This is a genomic window from Herbaspirillum sp. C9C3, assembly GCF_013359625.1.
GTDB lineage: Bacteria > Pseudomonadota > Gammaproteobacteria > Burkholderiales > Burkholderiaceae_D > Herbaspirillum.
Genome location: NZ_JABFMQ010000008.1, coordinates 180,468 through 202,078 on the forward strand (window position 1 = coordinate 180,468; position 21,611 = coordinate 202,078).

Annotated in this window: 16 protein-coding genes and 5 tRNA genes; 15 read left to right on the forward strand and 6 right to left on the reverse strand. The window is 61.5% G+C overall.

Going from position 1 to position 21,611, the window contains the following annotated elements; translation table 11 throughout:
- Window positions 1-118: 118 nt before the first annotated feature.
- Together HNO82_RS10645 and metG are read right to left on the reverse strand one after the other, a co-directional pair.
- On the reverse strand, window positions 119-598 hold the full coding sequence (locus HNO82_RS10645) for a GNAT family N-acetyltransferase (RefSeq protein ID WP_008330226.1): 480 nt from the start codon (window positions 596-598) through the stop codon (window positions 119-121).
- Window positions 599-631: 33 nt separating this feature from the next.
- Complete coding sequence (gene metG / locus HNO82_RS10650) at window positions 632-2,695, reverse strand: methionine--tRNA ligase (RefSeq protein WP_175343684.1); 2,064 nt, start codon at window positions 2,693-2,695, stop codon at window positions 632-634.
- A gap of 230 nt (window positions 2,696-2,925) precedes the next feature.
- On the opposite strand from metG, the gene apbC reads away from it, so the two are divergent.
- The 12 genes from apbC (at window position 2,926) to HNO82_RS10710 (ending at window position 14,922) form a co-directional block, all read left to right on the forward strand.
- Window positions 2,926-4,014, forward strand: a complete 1,089-nt coding sequence (gene apbC, locus HNO82_RS10655) for an iron-sulfur cluster carrier protein ApbC (RefSeq protein ID WP_175343685.1) — start codon at window positions 2,926-2,928, stop codon at window positions 4,012-4,014.
- Between the two features lie 135 nt (window positions 4,015-4,149).
- Window positions 4,150-5,550, forward strand: coding sequence for a glutamate--tRNA ligase (gene gltX, locus HNO82_RS10660; protein ID WP_175343686.1), 1,401 nt, complete (start codon window positions 4,150-4,152; stop codon window positions 5,548-5,550).
- A 73-nt stretch (window positions 5,551-5,623) separates the two neighbouring features.
- A tRNA-Ala gene (locus tag HNO82_RS10665) sits at window positions 5,624-5,699 on the forward strand.
- Between the two features lie 80 nt (window positions 5,700-5,779).
- Window positions 5,780-5,855: transfer RNA gene (locus tag HNO82_RS10670), tRNA-Glu, on the forward strand.
- Window positions 5,856-5,911: 56 nt separating this feature from the next.
- A tRNA-Glu gene (locus tag HNO82_RS10675) sits at window positions 5,912-5,987 on the forward strand.
- Window positions 5,988-6,237: 250 nt separating this feature from the next.
- Window positions 6,238-6,313: transfer RNA gene (locus HNO82_RS10680), tRNA-Ala, on the forward strand.
- A gap of 73 nt (window positions 6,314-6,386) precedes the next feature.
- Window positions 6,387-6,462, forward strand: a tRNA-Glu gene (locus tag HNO82_RS10685).
- A gap of 681 nt (window positions 6,463-7,143) precedes the next feature.
- Window positions 7,144-8,106, forward strand: coding sequence for a hypothetical protein (locus HNO82_RS10690; RefSeq protein WP_217509873.1), 963 nt, complete (start codon window positions 7,144-7,146; stop codon window positions 8,104-8,106).
- A gap of 35 nt (window positions 8,107-8,141) precedes the next feature.
- Window positions 8,142-11,612, forward strand: coding sequence for a T6SS effector BTH_I2691 family protein (locus HNO82_RS10695; RefSeq protein WP_175343688.1), 3,471 nt, complete (start codon window positions 8,142-8,144; stop codon window positions 11,610-11,612).
- Between the two features lie 17 nt (window positions 11,613-11,629).
- Window positions 11,630-12,700, forward strand: coding sequence for a DUF6708 domain-containing protein (locus HNO82_RS10700; protein ID WP_249776978.1), 1,071 nt, complete (start codon window positions 11,630-11,632; stop codon window positions 12,698-12,700).
- 162 nt (window positions 12,701-12,862) lie between these two features.
- Window positions 12,863-13,666 carry an enoyl-CoA hydratase-related protein gene (locus HNO82_RS10705; protein WP_175343689.1) on the forward strand — a complete coding sequence of 268 codons (804 nt, stop codon included), beginning with the start codon at window positions 12,863-12,865 and terminating at the stop codon, window positions 13,664-13,666.
- A 2-nt stretch (window positions 13,667-13,668) separates the two neighbouring features.
- A complete protein-coding gene (locus HNO82_RS10710; RefSeq protein WP_175343690.1) occupies window positions 13,669-14,922 on the forward strand; it encodes an FAD-dependent oxidoreductase in 1,254 nt (417 codons plus the stop codon).
- A gap of 29 nt (window positions 14,923-14,951) precedes the next feature.
- On the opposite strand, the gene HNO82_RS10715 is transcribed toward HNO82_RS10710, so the two are convergent.
- The 4 genes from HNO82_RS10715 to HNO82_RS10730 form a co-directional block, all read right to left on the reverse strand.
- A complete protein-coding gene (locus tag HNO82_RS10715; protein ID WP_175343691.1) occupies window positions 14,952-15,332 on the reverse strand; it encodes a hypothetical protein in 381 nt (126 codons plus the stop codon).
- Window positions 15,332-15,919, reverse strand: a complete 588-nt coding sequence (locus HNO82_RS10720; protein WP_008330198.1) for an RNA polymerase sigma factor — start codon at window positions 15,917-15,919, stop codon at window positions 15,332-15,334. Before HNO82_RS10720 ends, HNO82_RS10715 begins: the two co-directional genes overlap by 1 nt.
- 152 nt (window positions 15,920-16,071) lie before the next feature.
- Window positions 16,072-16,653 carry a DJ-1/PfpI family protein gene (locus HNO82_RS10725; RefSeq protein WP_008330196.1) on the reverse strand — a complete coding sequence of 194 codons (582 nt, stop codon included), beginning with the start codon at window positions 16,651-16,653 and terminating at the stop codon, window positions 16,072-16,074.
- Between the two features lie 92 nt (window positions 16,654-16,745).
- Entirely contained in the window at window positions 16,746-17,663 is a 918-nt protein-coding gene (locus HNO82_RS10730; protein ID WP_175343692.1) for a LysR family transcriptional regulator, read from the reverse strand.
- A 209-nt stretch (window positions 17,664-17,872) separates the two neighbouring features.
- Here HNO82_RS10730 and HNO82_RS10735 point away from each other — a divergent pair, with 209 nt between their 5' ends.
- The 3 genes from HNO82_RS10735 to mmsB all read left to right on the forward strand — a co-directional run bounded on the left by HNO82_RS10735 (window position 17,873) and on the right by mmsB (window position 21,582).
- Window positions 17,873-19,105: an ABC transporter substrate-binding protein gene (locus HNO82_RS10735; RefSeq protein WP_008330194.1), complete on the forward strand. Its 1,233-nt coding sequence runs from the start codon at window positions 17,873-17,875 to the stop codon at window positions 19,103-19,105.
- A gap of 64 nt (window positions 19,106-19,169) precedes the next feature.
- Complete coding sequence (locus tag HNO82_RS10740) at window positions 19,170-20,678, forward strand: CoA-acylating methylmalonate-semialdehyde dehydrogenase (protein WP_175343693.1); 1,509 nt, start codon at window positions 19,170-19,172, stop codon at window positions 20,676-20,678.
- A gap of 10 nt (window positions 20,679-20,688) precedes the next feature.
- Window positions 20,689-21,582, forward strand: coding sequence for a 3-hydroxyisobutyrate dehydrogenase (mmsB, locus tag HNO82_RS10745; RefSeq protein WP_175343694.1), 894 nt, complete (start codon window positions 20,689-20,691; stop codon window positions 21,580-21,582).
- The last annotated feature ends 29 nt before the right edge of the window (window positions 21,583-21,611 follow it).

Here is a 21,611-nt window from a genome sequence, read left to right on the forward strand (position 1 = left end):
GGTAGCGAGCGATTGTTACCGCTTGATGAACAAACGTTCCAATTTCCCGTGGCGGCGGTCGGGCAAAAGAAAAGCGACGCACCGGGCGTCGCTTTTTGGGGAGGGGAAGGATGGATGATCAGTGCCGCATGACCCGTCGCATCACGATGGGCGGTGCTTCCTGCGGATTGGCGCGGGTGTATTCCAGTTCCGGCGCGATCTCGAAGCCGAAGGCGGCGTACAGATCCACCAGCTGTGCCTGGTCGGTACGTACCGCCAGCCGCAGCTCGCGCACATCGGCTGACTGGGCGCGGTGGATCAGGGCTTCCATCAGATGCTGGGACAGGCGCTCACCCCGGAAGGCCGGGGCGATGCCCATGCGGCGGATTTCCCAGACATCGCTTTCGGTATCCAGTGGCAGCCAGCGCACGGAGCCGGCGGGCGTCTCGCCGCTGAGCAGGATGAAGGCGCCGCCGTTCTGCAGGTCTTCCTGCACATGGTCGGGCGCCTCGCGGTGGCCCGAGGAGCTGGGCGCGACCTTGTTGGCCCAGCTGTGGCGGGTCAGTTCGGCGATCAGACTGGCATCTTCCGAAGTGGCTTCACGTATCACCAGGTTCATTGCGATCTTTCCTCCTGCGCAGGCGACTGTGCTTTAGCGCACCCGCATGCCCGGCTCGGCGCCCGGCCACGGGTTGAGCACATAGATGCCCGGATTGGTCTTCTCATCCTTGGCGGATGCGGCCAGCACCATGCCCTCGGAGACGCCGAACTTCATCTTGCGCGGTGCCAGGTTGGCCACCATCACGGTCAGCTTGCCGACCAGGTCTTCCGGCTTGTAGGCCGAGGCGATGCCGGAGAAGACGTTGCGGGTCCGGCCTTCGCCGGCATCCAGGGTCAGGCGCAGCAGCTTGGTGGAACCTTCCACGGCTTCGCAGTTGACGATCTTGGCGATGCGCAGGTCGATCTTGGCGAAGTCATCGATGGAAATCTCCGGGGCCAGTTCCTCGATGGCGCTTTCTTGCGCTGCCGGGGCCGCTGCGGGTGCTTCGGGGGCTTCGAACAGAGCATCCAGCATCTTCGGATCGACACGCTGCATCAGGTGCGAATAGGCATTGATGACATGGCCGTCGGCCAGCGGTGCGGCCACATCGTTCCACTGGAAGGGCTGGACCTGCAGGAAGGCTTCCACCTGGGCCGCCAGCTGCGGCAGCACGGGCTTGAGGTAGATGGTCAGGATGCGGAAGGCTTCCAGCAGGCGGCTGCAGACTTCGTGCAGTTGCGCATCCTTGCTGCTGTCCTTGGCCAGTTCCCAGGGTTTGTTGGCGTCTACATAGGCGTTGATGGCGTCGGCTTGCTCCATCACCAGGCGCAGGGCCTTGCCGTATTCGCGTTGCTCGTAGAGGCTGCGGATCTCGTCAGCCACGCCGCGCAGCTTGGCCAGGAAGGCATCGTCCGCCGTGGCCCACTGGGTGGACACGCGGCCGTCGAAGCGCTTGGCGATGAAGCCGGCTGCGCGGCTGGCGATGTTGACGTACTTGCCGATCAGGTCGGCGTTGACGCGGGCGACGAAGTCGTCCGGGTTGAAGTCCACATCTTCGACTTTGGCGTTCAACTTGGCGGCGATGTAGTAGCGCAGCCATTCCGGGTTCATGCCGATGTCCAGATAGCGCAGCGGCGAGATGCCGGTGCCGCGCGACTTGGACATCTTCTCCCCGCTGACGGTGATGAAGCCGTGCGCAAAGACGTTGGTCGGCGTCTTGCGGCCGGCGAACTTGAGCATGGCCGGCCAGAACAGGGTGTGGAAGTAGGTGATGTCCTTGCCGATGAAGTGGTACTGCTCGGTCTTGTCATCGGCCATGAAGGCGTCGAAGTCGCGGCCGGTCTTGACGAAGTAGTTCTTCAGCGAGGCCAGGTAGCCGATGGGCGCATCCAGCCAGACATAGAAGTACTTGCCCGGTGCATCCGGAATCTCGATGCCGAAGTAGGGCGCGTCGCGGCTGATGTCCCAGTCGCCCAGGCCGCCTTCGCCATCCAGCCATTCGCGGGCCTTGTTGGCCACTTCCGGCTGCAGGCGGTTGCTGTCCAGCGCCCATTCGCGCAGGAAGGCCACGCATTTCGGATCCGACAGCTTGAAGAAGAAGTGCTCGGAGGACTTCATCACGGGCGTGGCGCCCGAGAGGGTCGAGTACGGGTTCTTCAGGTCGGTGGGCGAATAGACCGCGCTGCAGTTCTCGCAGGAGTCGCCGTACTGGTCCTTGGTGCCGCACTTGGGGCATTCGCCCTTGATGTAGCGGTCCGGCAGGAACATGTTCTTCACCGGATCATAGAACTGGTCGATGGTCTTGGTGGAGATCAGTTGGGCCTCGTCGCGCAGGGCGCGGTAGATCTCCTGCGACAGTTGGTGGTTCTCCGGGCTGTCGGTGGAGCTCCAGTTGTCGAAGGCGATGTGGAAGCCATCCAGGTATTGCTTGCGGCCGGCGGCGATGTTGGCCACGAACTGCTGCGGGGTGATGCCGGCCTTTTCGGCGGCGATCATGATGGGCGCGCCGTGGGCATCGTCGGCGCCGACGAAATGCACCTCATTGCCCTGCATTCGCTGGAACCGGACCCAGATATCGGCCTGGATGTATTCCATGATGTGGCCGATGTGGAAAGCGCCGTTGGCGTAGGGGAGTGCGGTCGTGACAAAGAGTTGGCGAGGTGCGGAAGTGCTCATTGGCGATACGGACGATGCAAGTAGGTTAAGGCGCGTGCGCGCCGAAATAGCAAGAAAACTGCAATAAAACTGCCATGAAAGAGGGGCATTCTATCAGCCAGCGGGCCTTGGGCGCAGTAGTTGCTCCGTTGCAATCAATATGAAGGGTTCTGCAAGGGCGCTTTGATCGGCGCACAGGGCGGCGCTGGCGCGATTGGTTTAGACTTGCGGGTTCTGAGCAAGGAGAACCAATGAGCATTACCGTGGAAGAGATCAAGGCGGCCCTGTTGCAGGTGATCGACCCCAATACCGGCAAGGATCTGATCCGGGGCAAGGAAGCCCGCAACATCCGCGTCGAGGGTGGCCGCGTGCTGCTGGACGTGGAGCTGGGCTACCCGGCAGCCAGCCAGATCGCGCCGATCCGCCAGCTGGTCGAAGAGGCGCTGGGCAAGCTGCCCGGCGTGACCGGCGTCGAGGCCAACGTCTATTTCAAGATCGTGGCGCATGCGGTGCAGCGCGGCATCAAGCTCAAGAGCAACGTCAAGAACATCATCGCCGTGGCCTCGGGCAAGGGCGGGGTGGGCAAGTCCACCACGGCCGTGAACCTGGCCCTGGCGCTGTCGGCCGAGGGCGCGCGCGTGGGCATCCTGGATGCCGATATCTACGGTCCTTCGCAGCCCATGATGATGGGCATCTCGGGCCAGCCCGAGACCAAGGATGGCAAGACCATGGAGCCGCTGGAGAACCACGGCCTGCAGGTCTCTTCCATCGGTTTCATGATCGATCCCGACGAACCCATGGTCTGGCGCGGTCCCATCGTCACGCAAGCCCTGCAGCAATTGCTGGACCAGACCAACTGGCGCGACCTGGATTACCTGATCGTCGACATGCCGCCGGGCACCGGTGATGTGCAGCTGACCTTGTCGCAGAAGGTGCCGGTCACCGGTGCGGTCATCGTGACCACCCCGCAGGATATTGCGCTGCTGGATGCGCGCAAGGGTTTGCGCATGTTCGAGAAGGTCGGCATCCCCATCCTGGGCATCGTGGAAAACATGAGCATGCACGTCTGTTCCAACTGCGGCCATGCCGAACCCATCTTTGGCGTGGGCGGTGGCGAGAAGATGTGTGCCGACTTTGGCGTGGATTTCCTCGGTGCTTTGCCGCTGACCATGGAAATCCGCCAGCAGACCGATTCCGGCAAGCCCACCGTGGTGGCTGATCCGGATGGCAAGGTGGCCGAGATCTACAAGGCCATCGCCCGCAAGGTGGCCGTGAAGGTGGCCGAGAAGGCGCGCGATATGACCAGCAAGTTCCCCAGCATCGTGGTGCAGAACGACTGATGCGGGCCTCGGGGCGGGCTGCCGGCATGGCGTGCCGCCCTGCAAAGGCGTTAAAATGACGCCTTTCCGAATTCCTTTGCTTGACCGATGGCCGGCCCTGGCATTCCAGGACCGGCCTGATTTTTACTCGCTATCATGACTGCCACTCAAGTTCGTACCCGTTTCGCTCCCAGTCCCACCGGCTACCTGCACCTGGGCGGCGCCCGCACGGCGCTGTTCTCCTGGGCCTACGCCCGTCGCTTCGGCGGCACTTTCGTGCTGCGCATCGAAGATACCGACGTCGAGCGTTCCACCCCGGAAGCGGTGCAGGCCATCATCGAGGGCATGCAGTGGCTGGGGCTGGAGCATGACGAAGGTCCGTTCTACCAGATGAAGCGCATGGATCGCTATCGCGAAGTGATTGCGCAGATGCTGGAGCAGGGCACGGCGTATTACTGCTATTGCACCCCGGAAGAAGTGGAAGCCATGCGCGAGCGTCAGCGTGCGGCCGGCGAGAAGCCGCGCTACGACGGCACCTGGCGTCCGGAACCGGGCAAGACCCTGCCGGCCATTCCGGAAGGTCGCAAGCCGGTGGTGCGTTTCAAGAATCCGCAGGATGGCGAAGTCAGCTGGAACGATGTGGTCAAGGGCCCCATCACCATTTCCAACCGTGAGCTGGACGATCTGGTCATCGCCCGTCCGGACGGCACGCCGACCTACAACTTCTGCGTAGTGGTGGACGATTGGGACATGAAGATCACCCACGTCATCCGTGGCGATGACCATGTGAACAATACGCCGCGCCAGATCAATATTCTGAAGGCCCTGGGCGGCACGCTGCCCGAGTATGGCCACGTGCCGATGATCCTGGGTGCGGATGGCGAGAAGCTGTCCAAGCGTCACGGTGCAGTCAGCGTGATGGATTACCCGGCGCAGGGCTATCTGCCTGAAGCCATGCTGAACTATCTGGCGCGTTTGGGCTGGAGCCATGGCGACGACGAGATTTTCTCGATGCAGCAGTTCTGTGAATGGTTCGACCTGGATCACCTGACCAAGGCCCCGGCGCAGTTCAACCCGGAAAAGCTGAACTGGCTCAACAACCACTACATCAAGCTGGCCGACAACGCCCGCCTGGCTGATCTGGTCCGTCCGTTGTTGCAAGCACAGGGTGCGGTGTTCGAGGGTGCGCCTGATCTGGCTGCCGTGATCGCTTTGCTGAAGGATCGCGCCAATACCGTCAACGAGATTGCTGCGGCGGCCCTGATGTTCTACCGCCAGCCGGCCCCGGATGCGGCTTTGGTGGCGCAGCACATTACGGATGCCATCAAGCCGGCACTGGCCGACTTTGCCCAGCGTGTGGCGACCGTGGAATGGACCAAGGAAGCCATTGCCCCGATGATCAAGGAAGTCCTGGCTGCGCACGGCATCAAGATGCCGCAGCTGGCCATGCCCTTGCGCCTGATCGTGGCGGGTCAATTGCAGACGCCGGCCATTGACGCCGTGCTGCAATTGTTTGGTCGTGAGGCTGTTAAGGCACGTTTGGCGGCATATCTTTGAAAAAGAGAAATTATTTTTCAAAAACGTGTTGTCTTTTGAAAATAGGTATTGCATAATCTCGCTTCTTCGCAACGGGGGTATAGCTCAGCTGGGAGAGCGCTTGCATGGCATGCAAGAGGTCAGCGGTTCGATCCCGCTTACCTCCACCAGCGACCCGCAGATGTTTGGCGGTGATATTTCAGGCGAAGCTTGAAGTGTAGAAACAAGAAGTAATGTGAAGTACCTGCTTGTCCCCTTCGTCTAGAGGCCTAGGACATCACCCTTTCACGGTGAGTACGGGGGTTCGAATCCCCCAGGGGACGCCAGATTTCGATATCTGCGCTGTCACCCAGCAGGCAGCGCAGGTATGTAGCGGTATAGTGTCCCCTTCGTCTAGAGGCCTAGGACATCACCCTTTCACGGTGAGTACGGGGGTTCGAATCCCCCAGGGGACGCCAGGTAGCAAAATAGTCCGACCAAGGTTGGATTACGGAAGTCCAGCGATGTGCTTGAGCACATCGCGTGGGGATTCGAAGGGAATCGCTTGCAAGCGATTCCGCGGCCCGCAGAATGTGGGCGAATCCCCCAGGGGACGCCAGGTTTTAAGGCAGTCCGGTTGCCGCCGGGTTGTTTGAAAGTTGAAGTAGTCTGACTGATCAGGCTACCTTGAGGATGGATAGTCCGGAGTTTGGGACTTTTCCTTTCGCAGGGGGTATAGCTCAGCTGGGAGAGCGCTTGCATGGCATGCAAGAGGTCAGCGGTTCGATCCCGCTTACCTCCACCAGCGACCCGCATGGAAATGTGGGGTGAATTGGCGGGAGAGCTGATTCGAGGAATGTAGTAGTTGTGACCGTTTTGTCCCCTTCGTCTAGAGGCCTAGGACATCACCCTTTCACGGTGAGTACGGGGGTTCGAATCCCCCAGGGGACGCCAAATAAAAAAGCCCGCGCATGCGGGCTTTTTTGTTTGGTGGCCCCTAGCGATGTGCTTGAGCACATCGCGGGGGGGATTCGAAAGGTTTCGCTTGCAAGCGAAACCGGGCCCGCGGCACGTGGGCGGATCCCTCGCTCGCGCAGCGAGCGTTAGAGGGCGGTGGAGCGCGCACCGAACGCAATCCAAGCCACCCCAGCCAGCCGAAAGCCCGCGCATGCGGGCTTTTTTGTTTGGTGGCCCCTAGCGATGTGCTTGAGCACATCGCGGGGGGGATTCGAAGGGTTTCGCTTGCAAGCGAAACCGGGCCCGCGGCACGTGGGCGAATCCCTCGCTCGCGCAGCGAGCGTTAGAGGGCGGTGGAGCGCGCACCGAACGCAATCCAGGCCACCCCAGCCAGCCGAAAGCCCGCGCAAGCGGGCTTCCCCTACCTAGCGCCTTTCACCTCTGATCTGAAGATTCCCTTTCTTCACTAGAAAGCCGAACCCTTCTTCACGTCCATCCTCATCCCGTTTCTTCTCTCGTCTCAGAAACTCCGAAATCTAGATCCTTTTCGATATATCCCCTGGCGCAAAAAACACAAAATGGCCGTCCCCTAACGTGTTTGCGCCACGTGCCTATCGAAGCATGCGTTCTCCTCGCCAACCCACCTTATCCGAATTCCGCCGTACCCTCCTTGACGCATTGAGCTCTTCCCTGCAGCAACATGGGCAGGCGCGGCTCTATCTGCTCTATGCTCCCGAATTAAATGATCCCTTGTCCTTGGCAGAGGCCGATGCGCACTTGCCGCTGCTGATCCAGCCAGCCTTCACCGCTGCACAACGATGGGCGCTCAACAAGCTGCCCCGTCCGATCCAGCTGGTTGGTCTTCCTGGCGGGCAAGGAACTGGCGAGACCGATAACCCAATCGATGATCCTCTGCTGGAAGCCGGCATCACTCAGTCCTACGCGGAAACCGTGCTCGGCCAGCGCGTCAACGTACTGCATGCCAATGATGATCCAGGCCAGGCCGAGCGGGCCGTCTGCGCGTGGATCATCACTCCCGACGAGCCAGCCAAGCTGTGCAGGCGAATCAATGCTGCCTCCGTTGGTGTTAGCAAGTATGGCCAACGGCGCTGGATCGCCTGGTACATCGCCACATGCCTCCAGACGCTCTGGCCCATGCTTGCGCCAGACCAGCGGTTGGCACTGGCGGGAGAGGCGACCTGGCTGTTTCACGATGATCTGAGCCAACTCCAATCGATTGCTGGCGTCGAGGCAGGCGAGGGTGCATCCATTGCTCCTCAGCCGCAAGGGTTTCACCTGGACGACGTCCAATGGCAGCGTCTGGATCATCTACCGATCGTTCAGCGGCTGCTGGCCCAGTGGCATGACTTGTGTCTGGATACCGCCATGGAGTTTGGCGTGCATCCCCTGCAACGCTTGTCCGCCCAGGTGAGTCGTGCGCGGCAATTTGGGCTTGATGGAGAAAACCTGTCGCTGTGCGTGCTCATCGCGATGCAAATGCCTCCCGAATTCACCGAAAGCCCCGAATTCGGCGCCCTGCTCAGCGATGCAGCGCGCCACGGCGACAGCCTGGCTCAACGTCTCGGTGAGCTGCCATTACGCTGCTGGTCCCGCCCCTTGCCCACACGCTCGCTTCCATAAGCGCCGGTTCTGCGCCTCTCTCCTCAGGAAACTACATGACGGAATCCGCCATCGCGACCCGCGAAAAGGTCATCGGAAATGCAATCAATGCTACTGCAGGGGCACCACCGCTCTGCGTGAGTGCCAATTGTCAGACCTGTCGGCGATCCGACCTGCAATTGCTCATCGTCACACCCTCGGTCGCACCGCTGGAGCATGCCAATACGCTGCAGCGTGCCGATTATCAATGGCAAGCCGCGCTTGATCCTGTTTTTGCCGGGATCAGGCGTGAGGCGACCGTGCCGGTGGCGCGCCTGGCTCGCAGCGGCTACCTGATGCTGTACTTCGTGCAGAGCCAGCGTTGGGATATCTGGCAAGTCATGGGCAACGGTCTGACTCGCAAGATCATGCACCAGGTCAGCGTCAAGCAATATGCAGCGCTGGTCACTGGCTTCCTGACGGCTGCGGCCCCGAAGACCTGTTCGCGCGGGGCAGCCAATCTGGAAGCGCCTCTGATCAGCATCAACGGTGCCAAGGATGTACAGAGCGTATGGCTGGCTTTTACGCCCCGGTTGTGGTCGCCTCCAGTACTGCAGCGTTATGCGGATAATCCCATGGTGGATCTGCCGGGGCCAGACGGCAAAGCAGTGAGGAAAGACAAATTGCGCACGCTGCGTGGCCGCGAGATCTATCCAGCAAAGTGGATCAAGCAGGGGGAGTTTCCCCAATCTGGATGCCTGCCGCTCAATGCAGCCAATCTGGAACAACACGTTGCTGACTTCGTGAAGGAGGGTGGCGCCGCCTTCGTCAAAGGGTTCGAATTTGCGCTCAAGCCGCTGGACAAAGAGCGTCTCGGGCAAGCCGCTGCCATGGACAAGGCGGTGCGCGCCGCCGAGAAACTGGATCATCCCACGCTGTACGTCAACAAGTCGCTGCTGGTGATGCTGCCCGATGACGTGGGCGTGATCGAGCAGCACAATCATCTGCGCCTGTGTGCGCTGGAATCGCAAAAGGCCTGGGCCGCCGGGGGACCGCACCCCGACGGTACCGGCTTTGATCCCTTGCGCAGCTGGAAACTGCGCTCGGCCTTGCATGTCGAGATGATCGAGAGCTGGGTCGTCGCCACCCGGCTGGCCGACCAGAAGACACTTCAAGAGGCTGGCGGCTACCGCCACCATCACATCATCAGTGAAGCCGAGTTTGAGCAGATCCGCGCCCGGGAGCAGGTCAGTGGCAAAGCCTACTACCCACTTGGGACCAAGATCACGCGCAACGATAGCAAGCCGGGGACCTATCGCGTCACACCGCCGCCGGCGCAGATTGAGCAGAAACTGGAGTCCGTTGCCGAACAAAACGCCCGTTCACGGATCGAGCGTTACCGGGGCAAGTTGCGCATGGAGGAGCTTGATCAATTCCGCCAGGAGTTTCGGGCGGGCATGGCGCGCTGGGAGACGTATGTCGCCCGGTTGGATGGCGACCATGTGCGCTGGCTGACCAGCGGCTCGCTGGCGGTGACCTTGCGCCATGACTTCGATCAGAACCTGTCCCTCACCGCTGTGTCGAGCGCCTATGGCAGCGTCGTGCAGCAGGTGTTCGAATATCTGGACCGGTTGGGTGCTGTGGAGAAGGCCTGGGGCGGCGGCGCGATTTCAGTGAGCTCGTCCAGGGAACTGGCGCGGGCTTATGGCAAAGACCCGGAGGCCCCCGTGACCTGGCTGGAGCGGGCCATGCTGGAACCATGGGATCTGTACGAGGCCATCCTCTCCGACCCCGGGAAGCGCAAGGATGTCAGCGAAAAGATCAATGGGTTGGTCAACCAGTTGCCTGAAGCGATCAAGGAGGTATTGCAGGGCCAGCGCAAGCTGCATGAAGCGCATGTCCATAGCTTGTTGCAGGTGCAGGAGCAGGCGGTCCATTTGCAGGCTACCTTGCTGGACCCCAAGCAGGCGACCAGACTGGGCGCACCGGTGGCCAACGTCAGTCAGGTTCAGCGCGTCATCACCATCCAGGTCCGCACCGCCGCCATCATGGAGATGATGATCAATCCTGCTACCGAACGGTATGTGACGATCTCAGTGAAGCTGCCCATCGGCGAGGCGCTGGATGCGATGGTGCAGGGCGTGCGTCCGGCTTCGCTGGGGATGATCATGGAAACCAAGGTCGGTACCGATCGCACCACGCGCCACCAGAGCCGGGATGCCTTGCGCAAGCTGGCCAAGCACCAGGCGCGCGGCTTGCAGTTGCCCGAGTACTTTCCGGTGGTGGTGACCGAGCGAAAGCTTGCAGAGTTGAAGGCGCATGCCGGGCGTCAGCAGGAGCAGCTTGTCGAGGTCGTGGGGGACGGGCAACTGGGGCATTTGTCTGAGCGCTTCCAGTTGCCCAAGTCCACCGCGCTCAAGCTGGTGGGCGAGCAGGCCAGCCTGGCCAAGGCCGGCCGACAGGCGCTCTGGTCGCGTCAGGGGAAGATCACGCTGGTGTTGGCCTCTGTGCAGATGGCCGCGCTGACGGCGGCGCTCAACAAGCTTGATCAGGAGGAAGGAGATGCCTATGTGGATACGCTCATGTCCGTGATGGGCAGTACCGCTGGTTTGTTGGAGGGGGCGTTCGGAATTTCTGCAGCGGCGGTGGAAATCAGGAGAGCAGGGAACAAGCTGGTGCTTTCCAGCAGTCTCATGGCGGCGTCCGCTTTGCGTCTGTTGTCGGGGGTGGCAGGGGCGGCGGCTTCTGGGTTTGATATGGTTGCGGCGATAGCAAAATACTCTTCTAGGAATGCAAGAGGAGAGCGAGCTGCTGCCAACGCATACAGTGCTAGCGCTGGATTTTTTGGCGTCTCTGCTATTTCGGCATCAGGCGGCATCACTATCGCTTTTGCCAACGCTACTGTGTCGAGATTCGTGATTTCACGAGCCATCGTGGTCGGACTGGGCGGTGCGGCGAGCGCAACGATGGCTGCCGCGACTGCTACAGGAATTGGGATTCTCTTGGGAATCGCAGGTTTTGCCTTTGCTCTATATGCTGAGAGCCTTGAAGACGACTTGAACGAAATCTTCTTGAAACGCTGTTACTGGGGCAAAAGCGAGCGTACCGAAACACGCTTCGCAGCGGCTGAAGAGCCGCTCGATAAGAGAAATCTCGAGGAGATGCTGACGTGGAGCGAGCGCGGATTGGCGGCCGAAATGAAGGGTTTTCAGTCGCTGTCAGTCGGTGTCAAGGCGTCTCTGACCTGGTCGAAGAATTACTTCAGCGATAACGTCCTCCAGGCTCGCATTGAGGTTGTCCATGAAGGACAGGCGCCACGGGTCGCCTATACCTTGCAATTGCTGCCGGAAGATCTTGGCCGAACGGCGGAAGAGTCGGCATTGATGGTGCTCGATGCAGACAGCCGACGCTATGTCTTCGATATCAAGATGCCGTTGGATGCTAAAACCTGGAACGCAGCGCAGTCCGCGCATTTGACTTACCGCCTTTATGAGGAAGTTCCGCGAGCGCCGTTTGCCCAAGATGCCTTTGAACTCAAACGCGTTTAACTATCGGGATTCTCATCATGAAGAAAAATCATCGCCGCGAACGACAATCACGCAGAAGGTCCACCGCCGAGGATATCGACGTATCGCTCGATATATTGCCGCATGAAAGCGAATTCGTCCTGTATCACTGGACCGGCGAGCCTGCCAGCGACGTGTTTTTTGGATTGAATTCAAATCCGGCATTCAAGGGACTGGGTGATGAAGCCATCTTGCTTCCACCGCATAGCCTGAGTGTTAGCCGTACACCGCATTCCGGTAACTTCATCATGGAAGTCCATCCGCATGGATTGGCTTACGCGGATGGAGGCGCGTCTATTACGGGGTTGATGATGTTTAGCGCTCTATTCTCGTCGGTAGGTTTTGTTTTTCTTTTCTCCGTGACTTTCACCGGTCTCGTCAACGGAAAGATAGATATATTTTGGGATTTTATAAGACTCTTTTTGATGTGCATCTTGGGCCTCATGATATGGTGCGCCGTGCGGCTTGAGATATCCGGCTACCGCTACGCTCCAGTTCTCTTCGACCGCGCAGCCGGCAAGGTCCATGTCTTCACTGACAAGACCTCGCTCTTCAGCCTCCTGCCGTTATGGGGCGGAGGCAAATATGACATCCAGTCCTATGACTGGTCTTGCACGAGAGTTCAAGTCTGTCGCTCGCGCGTCGTCACGAAAAACCACACGCAAGTTCTCGCTTCACTACACTGCGCAGTCATCAAGGGCCCGAAAGATGACACGGTGATCGCGCAATTCCCCTTGGGCGGTACGGTGTCTTCGCTGGCGGTGCAATTGCTGCTGAATCAATGGGAACACATCCGTCGCTTCATGCAGCATGAGGGCCCGCTGCTCAACGAGGGCGAGCAGGTCTACGTTCCCCACGGGAGCTCCCTGTTGCGCGCATTGTGCTGGAGCCAGCCGCTGATTGGTCCGGGACGCTATCCGTTCACTTTCCTCATGTTGCTGGCGCAGTTGTTTGCGCTTTGTTTCTTGTGGTTCACGATTCCTTATGGCTTGCTGGGCTGGGTCTGCTATCACCTCAAGAGCAAGCCGAAATGGCCAGCAGAAATCCTGTCCAGCGTTGGACGTCGGTAGCGCAACGATCCCTCGAACGCTCCCCGACAGCATCATTTTTTCCAGACCAGCCAGTCGGTGTTTGTCTTCCCCGTAACACTTGCCGCAGGAATTTTGCGCTATCCTCCACCGCACCTCTGTTTTCAATCTCGTTGCAGGACCCCACTGATCGCAGGAGCGAAAATGACCGCAGCCGCCCATCTCGACATCGACCCTCGTGGCCTGGCCACGTTGACCCTCAATCGCCCTGATGTCCACAATGCTTTCGACGATCAGCTGATCGCCCGCCTGATCGACCTCATCAACGAGGCGCGAGACGACAAACGCACTCGCGTCCTGCTGCTGGCCTCCACCGGCAAGTCCTTCTCCGCCGGCGCCGACCTGGCCTGGATGCGCCGCATGGCCGATGCCTCGCGCGAGGACAATCTGCACGATGCCCGCAAGCTGGCACTGCTGATGGAAACCCTCAACAGCTTCCCGGCGCCGACGGTAGCCAAGGTCCAGGGCGCGGTCATGGGCGGCGGTGTTGGCCTGGTCTCGTGCTGCGACATCGTGGTAGCTTCCGAGGCGGCTTTCTTTGCACTTTCCGAAGTCAAGCTGGGCTTGGCTCCGGCCGCCATCAGCCCCTACGTGATCGCCAAGATGGGCGTATCGCAGGCGCGCCGCTTCTTCGTCTCGGGCGAGCGTTTCTCGGCCATTCGCGCCGCCGCCATCGGCCTGGTGCATGAAGTGGTGATGGCCCAGGAACTGGATGCCAAGGTCCTGCAAGTGATCGATACCTTGCTGGCCAACGGACCGCAGGCGATGCGCGCCGCCAAGCAACTGGTACAGGTGGCCAATCCGCTGCAGGTTACGCCCGAACTGGCGGAATATACGGCCGGCGTCATCGCCGACCTGCGTGCCTCCCCGGAGGGACGCGAAGGCCTGCGCGCCTTCCTCGAAAAAGAGGCGCCCGCCTGGACGCGCGCTTCATCTTCGGCAGGATAAGCATGAAGTCTTTGCACGTAGCCATCGCCGGTGCCGGCCCGGCCGGCTTGGCCATGGCGCTCTATCTCAAGCGCGCCGGCCATCGCGTCACCTTGCTGGAACGCTTCGTCACGGCCGCACCGGCGGGTTCCGGCCTGATCCTGCAGCCCACCGGACTGACGGTGCTCGAAGACCTGGGCCTGTTCTCGCGCATCGCCGCGCTGGGCCAGCGCATCGACCGCCTCTACGGGGCCGACGCCCTCAGCGGCAAGACGGTGCTGGATGTGCGATATGACGCCGTGCGCGGTGGACGCTATGGCATTGCGGTCCATCGTGCGGCCCTGTTCGGTGTCCTGCAGGAGGCGGCGCAGAGGGAAGGGATCGAAGCCGAAACCGGCCATGAGATCAACGGTCTCGAGCAGGGCAGCGCCGGTGCCAGCCTCACGACTGCGGACGGCCGCCGCATCGGCCCCTTCGATCTGGTCATCGATGCCAGCGGTGCCCGTTCTCTGCTGCGCCGCTACGCGCTCAATACCTGCGAGCCCAAGCGCCTGCCCTATGGCGCCTTCTGGGTTTCCTTGCGCGCCCAGCCGGGTCTGTCGTTCGGTGTCAATTCACTGGTGCAGCGCTATCGCCGCGCCAGCACCATGATCGGAGTGCTGCCCATTGGTCGTCCGAGGCAGCAGGATGATCCCATGGTGGCCTTCTTCTGGAGTACCAAGCCGGACCAGGTGGAGCAGCTCAAGCAACGGGGGCTGGAAGCATGGAAGCAGGGAATTCATGCGCTGTGGCCGGAATGTGATCCCTATCTGGCCCAGATCGATGGCTTCGAGCAGATGACGCTGGCGCGCTACGGCCATCACACCTTGCCTGCGCCGTATGGACAGCGGCTGGCCATCATTGGTGATGCCGCCCACTCCACCAGCCCGCAGTTGGGGCAGGGGGCCAACATGGCCTTGCTTGATGCACGGGCGCTGATTCATGCCCTGCAGCAGTCCGATACGCCGGAGCAGGCGCTGCCGCGCTATGCCGCCTCGCGACGCCGCCACGTGCGGACCTTCCAGGCGATGTCGGCCATGTTCACGCCGTTCTACCAGTCCGATTCGGTGTGGTTGCCATGGGTGCGCGACCAATTGGCGGCGCGCTTGTCGGTGGTGCCGCCTGCACCGCAACTGCTGGCCCGGATGGTGGCCGGTACCCTGGTCGATCCCTTCACCTCGATCGGCTTGCAGGAGCGCGACTGGAACATCGCGCCCCAGCCCTCGGCCCTGGGTTGATGGCGTTCAGCCAGGGAGGGCGTTTTCCTTCACTTGCGCTCCTGGCGGCAGAACATGCGGCTGCGCAGCTGGCAGCGTTCGCGTTCCTCAGGCGTCATCGCTTCCCAGCGAGCGCGCATGAAGCGGCGCTTCTCATGCCAGCCGCCATGCCGCCCGCGAAAGCCGCCGAACAGCACCCGGCACAGCACCAGCAATCCCAGCGCCCGCCAGAAGCCGATCTCGGCCACGCCCGGGAAGATCGGCGGCATCACCCAGTTCCACAGCAGCATCACCACCACACCCAGCAGGGGCACGCACAGCAGGCACAGCAGCAGCTTCACGCCCCAGCGGCGCGGGTCCCGCCCGCCACGGAAGCCACGATCGCGGCGTGCCGGGGCAGGGGGATTTTGAGGCATCTCGTTCTGATCCATTACATCTCCAATTCGTCATAAACCGCCTGCAAGCGTTCACGCAAATGCAGGACTGCGTAGCGCTTGCGCGCCAGCAGGGTATTCAAGCTGGTACCACTGGCAGCAGCCATTTCCTTGAAGCTGAGGCCATCAAGTTCGTGCGCGATGAAGACTTCGCGCTGCGCCTCCGGCAATTCGTCCAGCGCCGCCTGCAAGGCTTCGATCAGCGCCGCACGGGCATAGGCCGCTTCGGGCCCGCCATCGCTGGCCGGCAGGACCAAGTCCAGCCGCCAGGCATCTTCGGCGCCGTCGACTTCCTCGATGTCGTGCGCCTCGGGCAGCGGCTCTTCCTTCTTCTTGCGGAAGCGGTCGATGATGCGGTTGCGTGCCACCCGGAACAGCCAAGCGCTGACTTGCTCGATGGGTTCCGGCAGGCGATAGGCCTGGACGAACTCGTAGAACACTTCCTGCAGGATGTCTTCGGCCTCACCGGCGTCGGCTACCCGACGGCGGATGAAACCGCCCAGCCGGCTACGCTCGCGCATGACGGTGGCGGTGATCTCGCGGTCCTGGTCGCTCATCGGGGAGAGGGTGGAAATGGGCTGCATACCCTGAAGACGGTTGATCTCGGGGCATATTGTGGGCCAGCAGGAAAAAAAGGGGAAAACTGCGAAGGGTAAATGAAGAAACAAGCAAAATCAGCGGGTTTGCGGGGAGCCGCCCACCCTTGGCAGCCGCTCCCCGCTTGAGGCGCCAGGCCTTACAGTTCGATGCGCGTGCCCAGCACCTGCAGGAACTGCGCCAGCCAGGCCGGATGCGCCGGCCACGCCGGTGCCGTGACCAGCTTGCCATCGGTGATGGCCGCATCCACGGCGATATCGGCGAACTGACCACCGGCCAGCTTCACTTCCGGGGCGCAAGCCGGATAGGCCGACACCTTCTTGCCTTCCAGCACACCGGCCGCCGCCAGCACCTGCGGGCCGTGACAGACCGCCGCGATGGGCTTGTCGGCCTTGGCGAAGGCTTGCACCAGTTCGATCACCTTGGGGTTCAGGCGCAGGTATTCCGGGGCGCGGCCACCGGCCACCACCAGGGCATCGTAGGCGGCAGCGCTGACCTCATCGAAGCTGGCGTTGAGGGCGAACTGGTGGCCCGGCTTTTCGGTATAGGTCTGGTCGCCTTCGAAATCGTGGATCGCGGTCTTCACCTTGTCACCGGCTTTCTTGCCGGGGCAGACCGCATGAACAGTGTGGCCGACCATCTGCAGGGCCTGGAAGGGCACCATGGTTTCATAATCCTCGGCGAAATCACCGGTCAAGAGCAGGATCTTCTTTGCAGCCATTGTCATCTCCTTGGGATAAGGCCGCCAGCGCGGGGAGGAGCCGGGCGGCCGGGTTGAAACACATTTCGTTGCGGATGGGCAGGCCGCCAGTCTCACTCCAGCCAGCGCATCCGACGCGACTGGCCCATCAGGAAGTCGCGGTTCAGTTCCACGCACTCGCGCAGGTAGCTCCACAGGGCCGACACCCGCGCCACATGGCGTTGTTCGCTGGAGGCCACCAGCCAGAAGGTGCGCGTGATGGCGATCTGCTCCGGCAGCACAGGCACCAGCTCTTCGGACTGCTGGGCCAGGAAGCAGGGCAGGATGGCCAGCGCCCGGCCGGCACAGGCCGCCGTGTATTGCGCCACCACGCTGGTGCTGCGAAAGGCCCGGAAGGCGTCCGGCGCCACCGTATCCTTGTAGCGCAATTCTTCACTGAAGACCAGATCATCGATGTAGCCGATGAAGTTGTGTTGCGCCAGGTCATCCACGGTATGAATGGGCGGGTGTTGCGCCAGGTAGTCACGTGAAGCATAAAGCTTCAGAACATAGTCGGACAGTTTTGTGACCACGTAATTACCCGACAAGGGCCGCTCGATCGAGACGCTGATGTCGGCTTCATGCTTGGACAGATTCACGAAACGCGGCATGGGCAGCATGTCCACCGTGATGTGCGGATTGCGCGCACAAAAATGTGCAATGTGCGGCGCCAGCACGAAGGTGCCGAAACCTTCGGTGGCGCCTAGCCGCACCTGGCCGGAGAGCTTGCTGTTATGCCCGCCCAGCTCGTCGGTGGCGGCGTAGAGCGTGCTTTCGACCTGCTCGGCATATTCCACCAGCCGGTAGCCGTCCGCGGTGAGCTTGTAGCCGTGATTGTTGCGGTCAAACAGCTGGCTGCCGACCTGTTCTTCAAAACGCTTCATGCGCCGCGATACGGTGGAGTGGTCGATGCCCAGCTTCTTGGCGGCATCCACCAGGCCCTGGCTGCGCGTGAGTTCGAGAAAGATCCTGAGGTTGTCCCAGTCCAGCATGTGCTCTCCGTGTTTTGCGATTTGCATCAATGCAAAAGCGTTTTGTCTTTGTGGTTATTGTATCGATAAATACGCACATGCAGAATAGCGGGGCCGTGACGGCACCCCGCGTAGAGAGGAGAGGTGCTGCAAGGCAGGAGACAACGGCAAGACCCGCCGTCCATGAACGCGGGCAGGTCCGACAACAATCACAAGATCAAGGAGACAAGATGTCCAAGAACGCTTTCGGCCGTTCCCTCACGGCTGCGGCCGTGGCCTGTGCGGTATCGCTGGGCGCCACTGCCATTCCCGCCCTGGCGCAGGACGCCAACACCGTCAAGATCGGCGTGCTCACCGACATGTCCGGCCCGTATTCGGCCATGGGTGGGCAGGGCTCGGTGGTCGCTGCCAAGATGGCGGTGGAGGATTGCCTCAAGAATGAATGCAAGGGGATGAAGATCGAGATCCTCTCGGCGGACAACCAGAACAAGCCGGATGTTGGCGTCACCCGTGCCCGCGAATGGCTGGACCGCGACAAGGTCGAGGCCATCGCCGATCTCACCAATTCCTCGGTCGCCCTGGCGGTGCAAAAGCTCATCAAGGACAAGGGCGGCATTGCCATGTACAGCGGCCCGGCCACCGGTGCGCTGACCACGGCAGAATGCGCGCCCAATGGCTTTCACTGGATGTTCGACACCTACTCGCAAGCCGCCGGTGCGGCGGCGGCGCTGACCAAGCTGGGCAATAAATCCTGGTACTTCGTGACGGTGGACTACGCCTTCGGTCACTCGCTGGAAAAGGATGCTGCTGACGTGGTCAAGGCCAATGGCGGCACGGTGGTGGGCTCGGTGCGGCATCCGCTGAATGCTTCCGATTTCTCTTCCTTCCTGCTGCAGGCGCAGGCCTCCAAGGCCCAGGTGATCGGTCTGGCCGATGGCGGCACCGATGTGGTCAACGCCATCAAGCAGGCACGCTCCTTTGCCATCGGCGGCAAGGACCAGCGCCTGGTGGCACTGCTGGTGTTCCTGTCGGATGTGCACGCGCTGGGACTGGAGGCCGCGCAGGGGCTGGTCTATACCGATGGCTTCTACTGGGATTACGACGAGCAGACGCGCGCCTTCTCCAAGCGCTTCGAAGCGCAGTTCAAGAACAACAAGCCGACCATGGTGCAGGCGGGCGTGTATTCCAGCGTCTATCAGTTCCTCAAGGCACGTGCAGCCGCCAAGACCTCCGACTGGAAGGTGGTGGCGCAGAAGATGCGCGAAATCCCGATTTCGGATGCCGTCATGCGCAACGCCTCCATTCGTCCGGATGGGCGCGTGATCCACGACATGTACCTGTACCAGGTCAAGACCCCGGCCGAGTCCAAGGGCCCGTGGGATTACCTGAAGCTGCTCTCGGTGATCCCGGCTCAGCAAGCTTTCCGTCCCATGGACGCGGCCTGCCCGCTGGTCAAGCAATAATGCCTGTGGCCGGGAGCCGTGCTGCCGGCCTTGCTCTCCCCACCTCTTCACTATGGAAATCGCAATGAGCCAAGCCAACATCCCCAACGTTCCCCTGTACCTCAACGGTGAAAAGGTGCAGTCCACTTCCAAGGAGTGGCGCGACGTATTGAACCCGGCCACCCAGGAAGTCGTGGCGCGCGTGCCCTTCGCGACCAGGGAAGAAGTCGACCGGGCCGTGGCCAACGCCAAGGAAACCTTCAAGACCTGGCGCAATACCTCACTGGCGCAGCGCATGCGCATCATGCTCAAGTTCCAGCAACTGCTGCGCGAGAACATCGCCCCGCTGGCTGAACTGATCACCCGCGAACACGGCAAGACCCTGCCGGACGCCGAAGGTGAAGTCATGCGCGGCTTGGAAGTGGTGGAGCACGCCTGCTCGATCACCTCGCTGCAACTGGGCGAGTTGGCCGAGAACGTGGCCGGTGGCGTGGACGTCTATACGCTCTACCAGCCGCTGGGCGTGGGCGCTGGCATCACTGCCTTCAACTTCCCGGTGATGCTGCCTTGCTTCATGTTCCCCATCGCCGTGGCCTGCGGCAATACCTTCGTGTTGAAGCCCTCCGAGCAGGATCCGACCTCGTCGCTGTTCCTGGTCGAACTGGCCAACCAGGCCGGCCTGCCGCCGGGCGTATTGAACGTGGTGCATGGCGGCCCGGACGTGGCCAACATGATCTGCGACCATCCTGATATCAAGGCGGTCTCCTTCATCGGTTCGACCCATGTCGGTACCCACATCTACCGTCGCGCCAGCGAGGCCGGCAAGCGCGCCCAGTGCATGATGGGTGCCAAGAACCACTGCATCGTGCTGCCCGATGCGCCCAAGGATCAGGCCATCAACAACCTGCTGGGCGCGGCCTTCGGTGCGGCGGGCCAGCGCTGCATGGCGAACTCGGTGGTGGTGCTGGTGGGCCAGACGCGTGAATGGATTCCGGAAATCGTGGAACGCTCCAAGGCCATGAAGGTCGGCCCCGGCACCGACCGCAAGGCCGATGTCGGCCCGCTGGTTTCCAAGGCGGCCAAGGAACGTGTCGAACGCCTCATCGTCAGCGGCGTGGAGCAGGGTGCCAAGCTGCTGCTCGACGGCCGCAACTGCAAGGTGGCCGGCAGCGAGAACGGCAATTTCGTCGGTCCGACCGTCTTCACTGGCGTCAAGCCGGAGATGGATATCTACACCCAGGAAATCTTCGGCCCGGCCATGTGCATCGTCGAACTGGAAACGTTGGATGAAGCCATTGCCTTCATCAATGCCAATCCCAATGGGAACGGTACTTCCATCTTCACCAGCTCGGGCTATGCCGCGCGCAAGTTCCAGAACGAGATCGACGTCGGTCAGGTTGGCATCAACGTGCCTATTCCCGTGCCGGTGGCCTATTTCAGCTTCACTGGTTCGCGCGCTTCCAAGCTGGGCGACCTCGGCCCCAACGGCAAGCAGGCCGTCACCTTCTGGACCCAGACCAAGACCGTCACCGCGCGCTGGTATGCGCCCGACGAAGAGGCCGGTCAGGTCAACACCACCATCACCCTGAAGTAAGGAGAGCAGCATGAGCGCCAACATAGTCTTCATCGGCCTGGGCAACATGGGTTTGCCGATGGCGCAGAACCTGGTCCGGGCCGGTTTCTCGGTCAGTGGACATGACCTGGTCAAGGCCAGTGTGGACAAGCTGGTGGCAAGCGGGGGCAAGACCGAAGCCGATTCCATGGCAGCGGTGGCCAAGGCCGACGTCGTCATCACCATGCTGCCGGCCAGCCGGCATGTGGAGTCCCTCTACCTGGGCGAGGCTGGCGTACTGGCCTCGGCCAAGCCGGGGGCGCTGCTGATCGACTGCTCCACCATCGCGCCGGAAGCGGCGCGCAAGGTGGCGGCAGCGGCCGGGGCGCGCGGCTTCGAGATGCTCGATGCACCGGTCTCGGGGGGGACCAATGGCGCCACGGCAGGCACACTGACCTTCATGGTGGGCGGCAGCCGGCAAGCCTTCGAGGCGGCCCAGCCTTATCTGCAAAAGATGGGGAAAGCGATCTATCACGCAGGGGACAGCGGCAGCGGCCAGACCGTCAAGGTCTGCAACAACATGCTGCTGGGCATCCTGATGATCGGTACGTCCGAAGCCATCCGCCTGGGCATGGCCAACGGCATGGATCCCAAGGTGCTCTCGGAAATCATGTCCAAGAGCTCTGGACGCAACTGGGCGCTGGAAGTCTACAACCCTTGCCCCGGTGTGATGGAAACGGCACCTGCCTCCAAGGACTATGCCGGCGGTTTCGGCGTGGACCTGATGTTGAAGGATCTGGGTCTGGCGGTGGAAAATGCGCTGGCAACCAACTGCGCCATTCCGCTGGGCTCTACCGCCCGCAACCTCTACGACATCCACAGCATGAACGGTGCCGGCAAGCTGGACTTCTCCAGCATCTTCAACATGCTGGGCAAGGCGAAGTAAGGCCAACACCCGCAGGCAGAAAAAAGGGA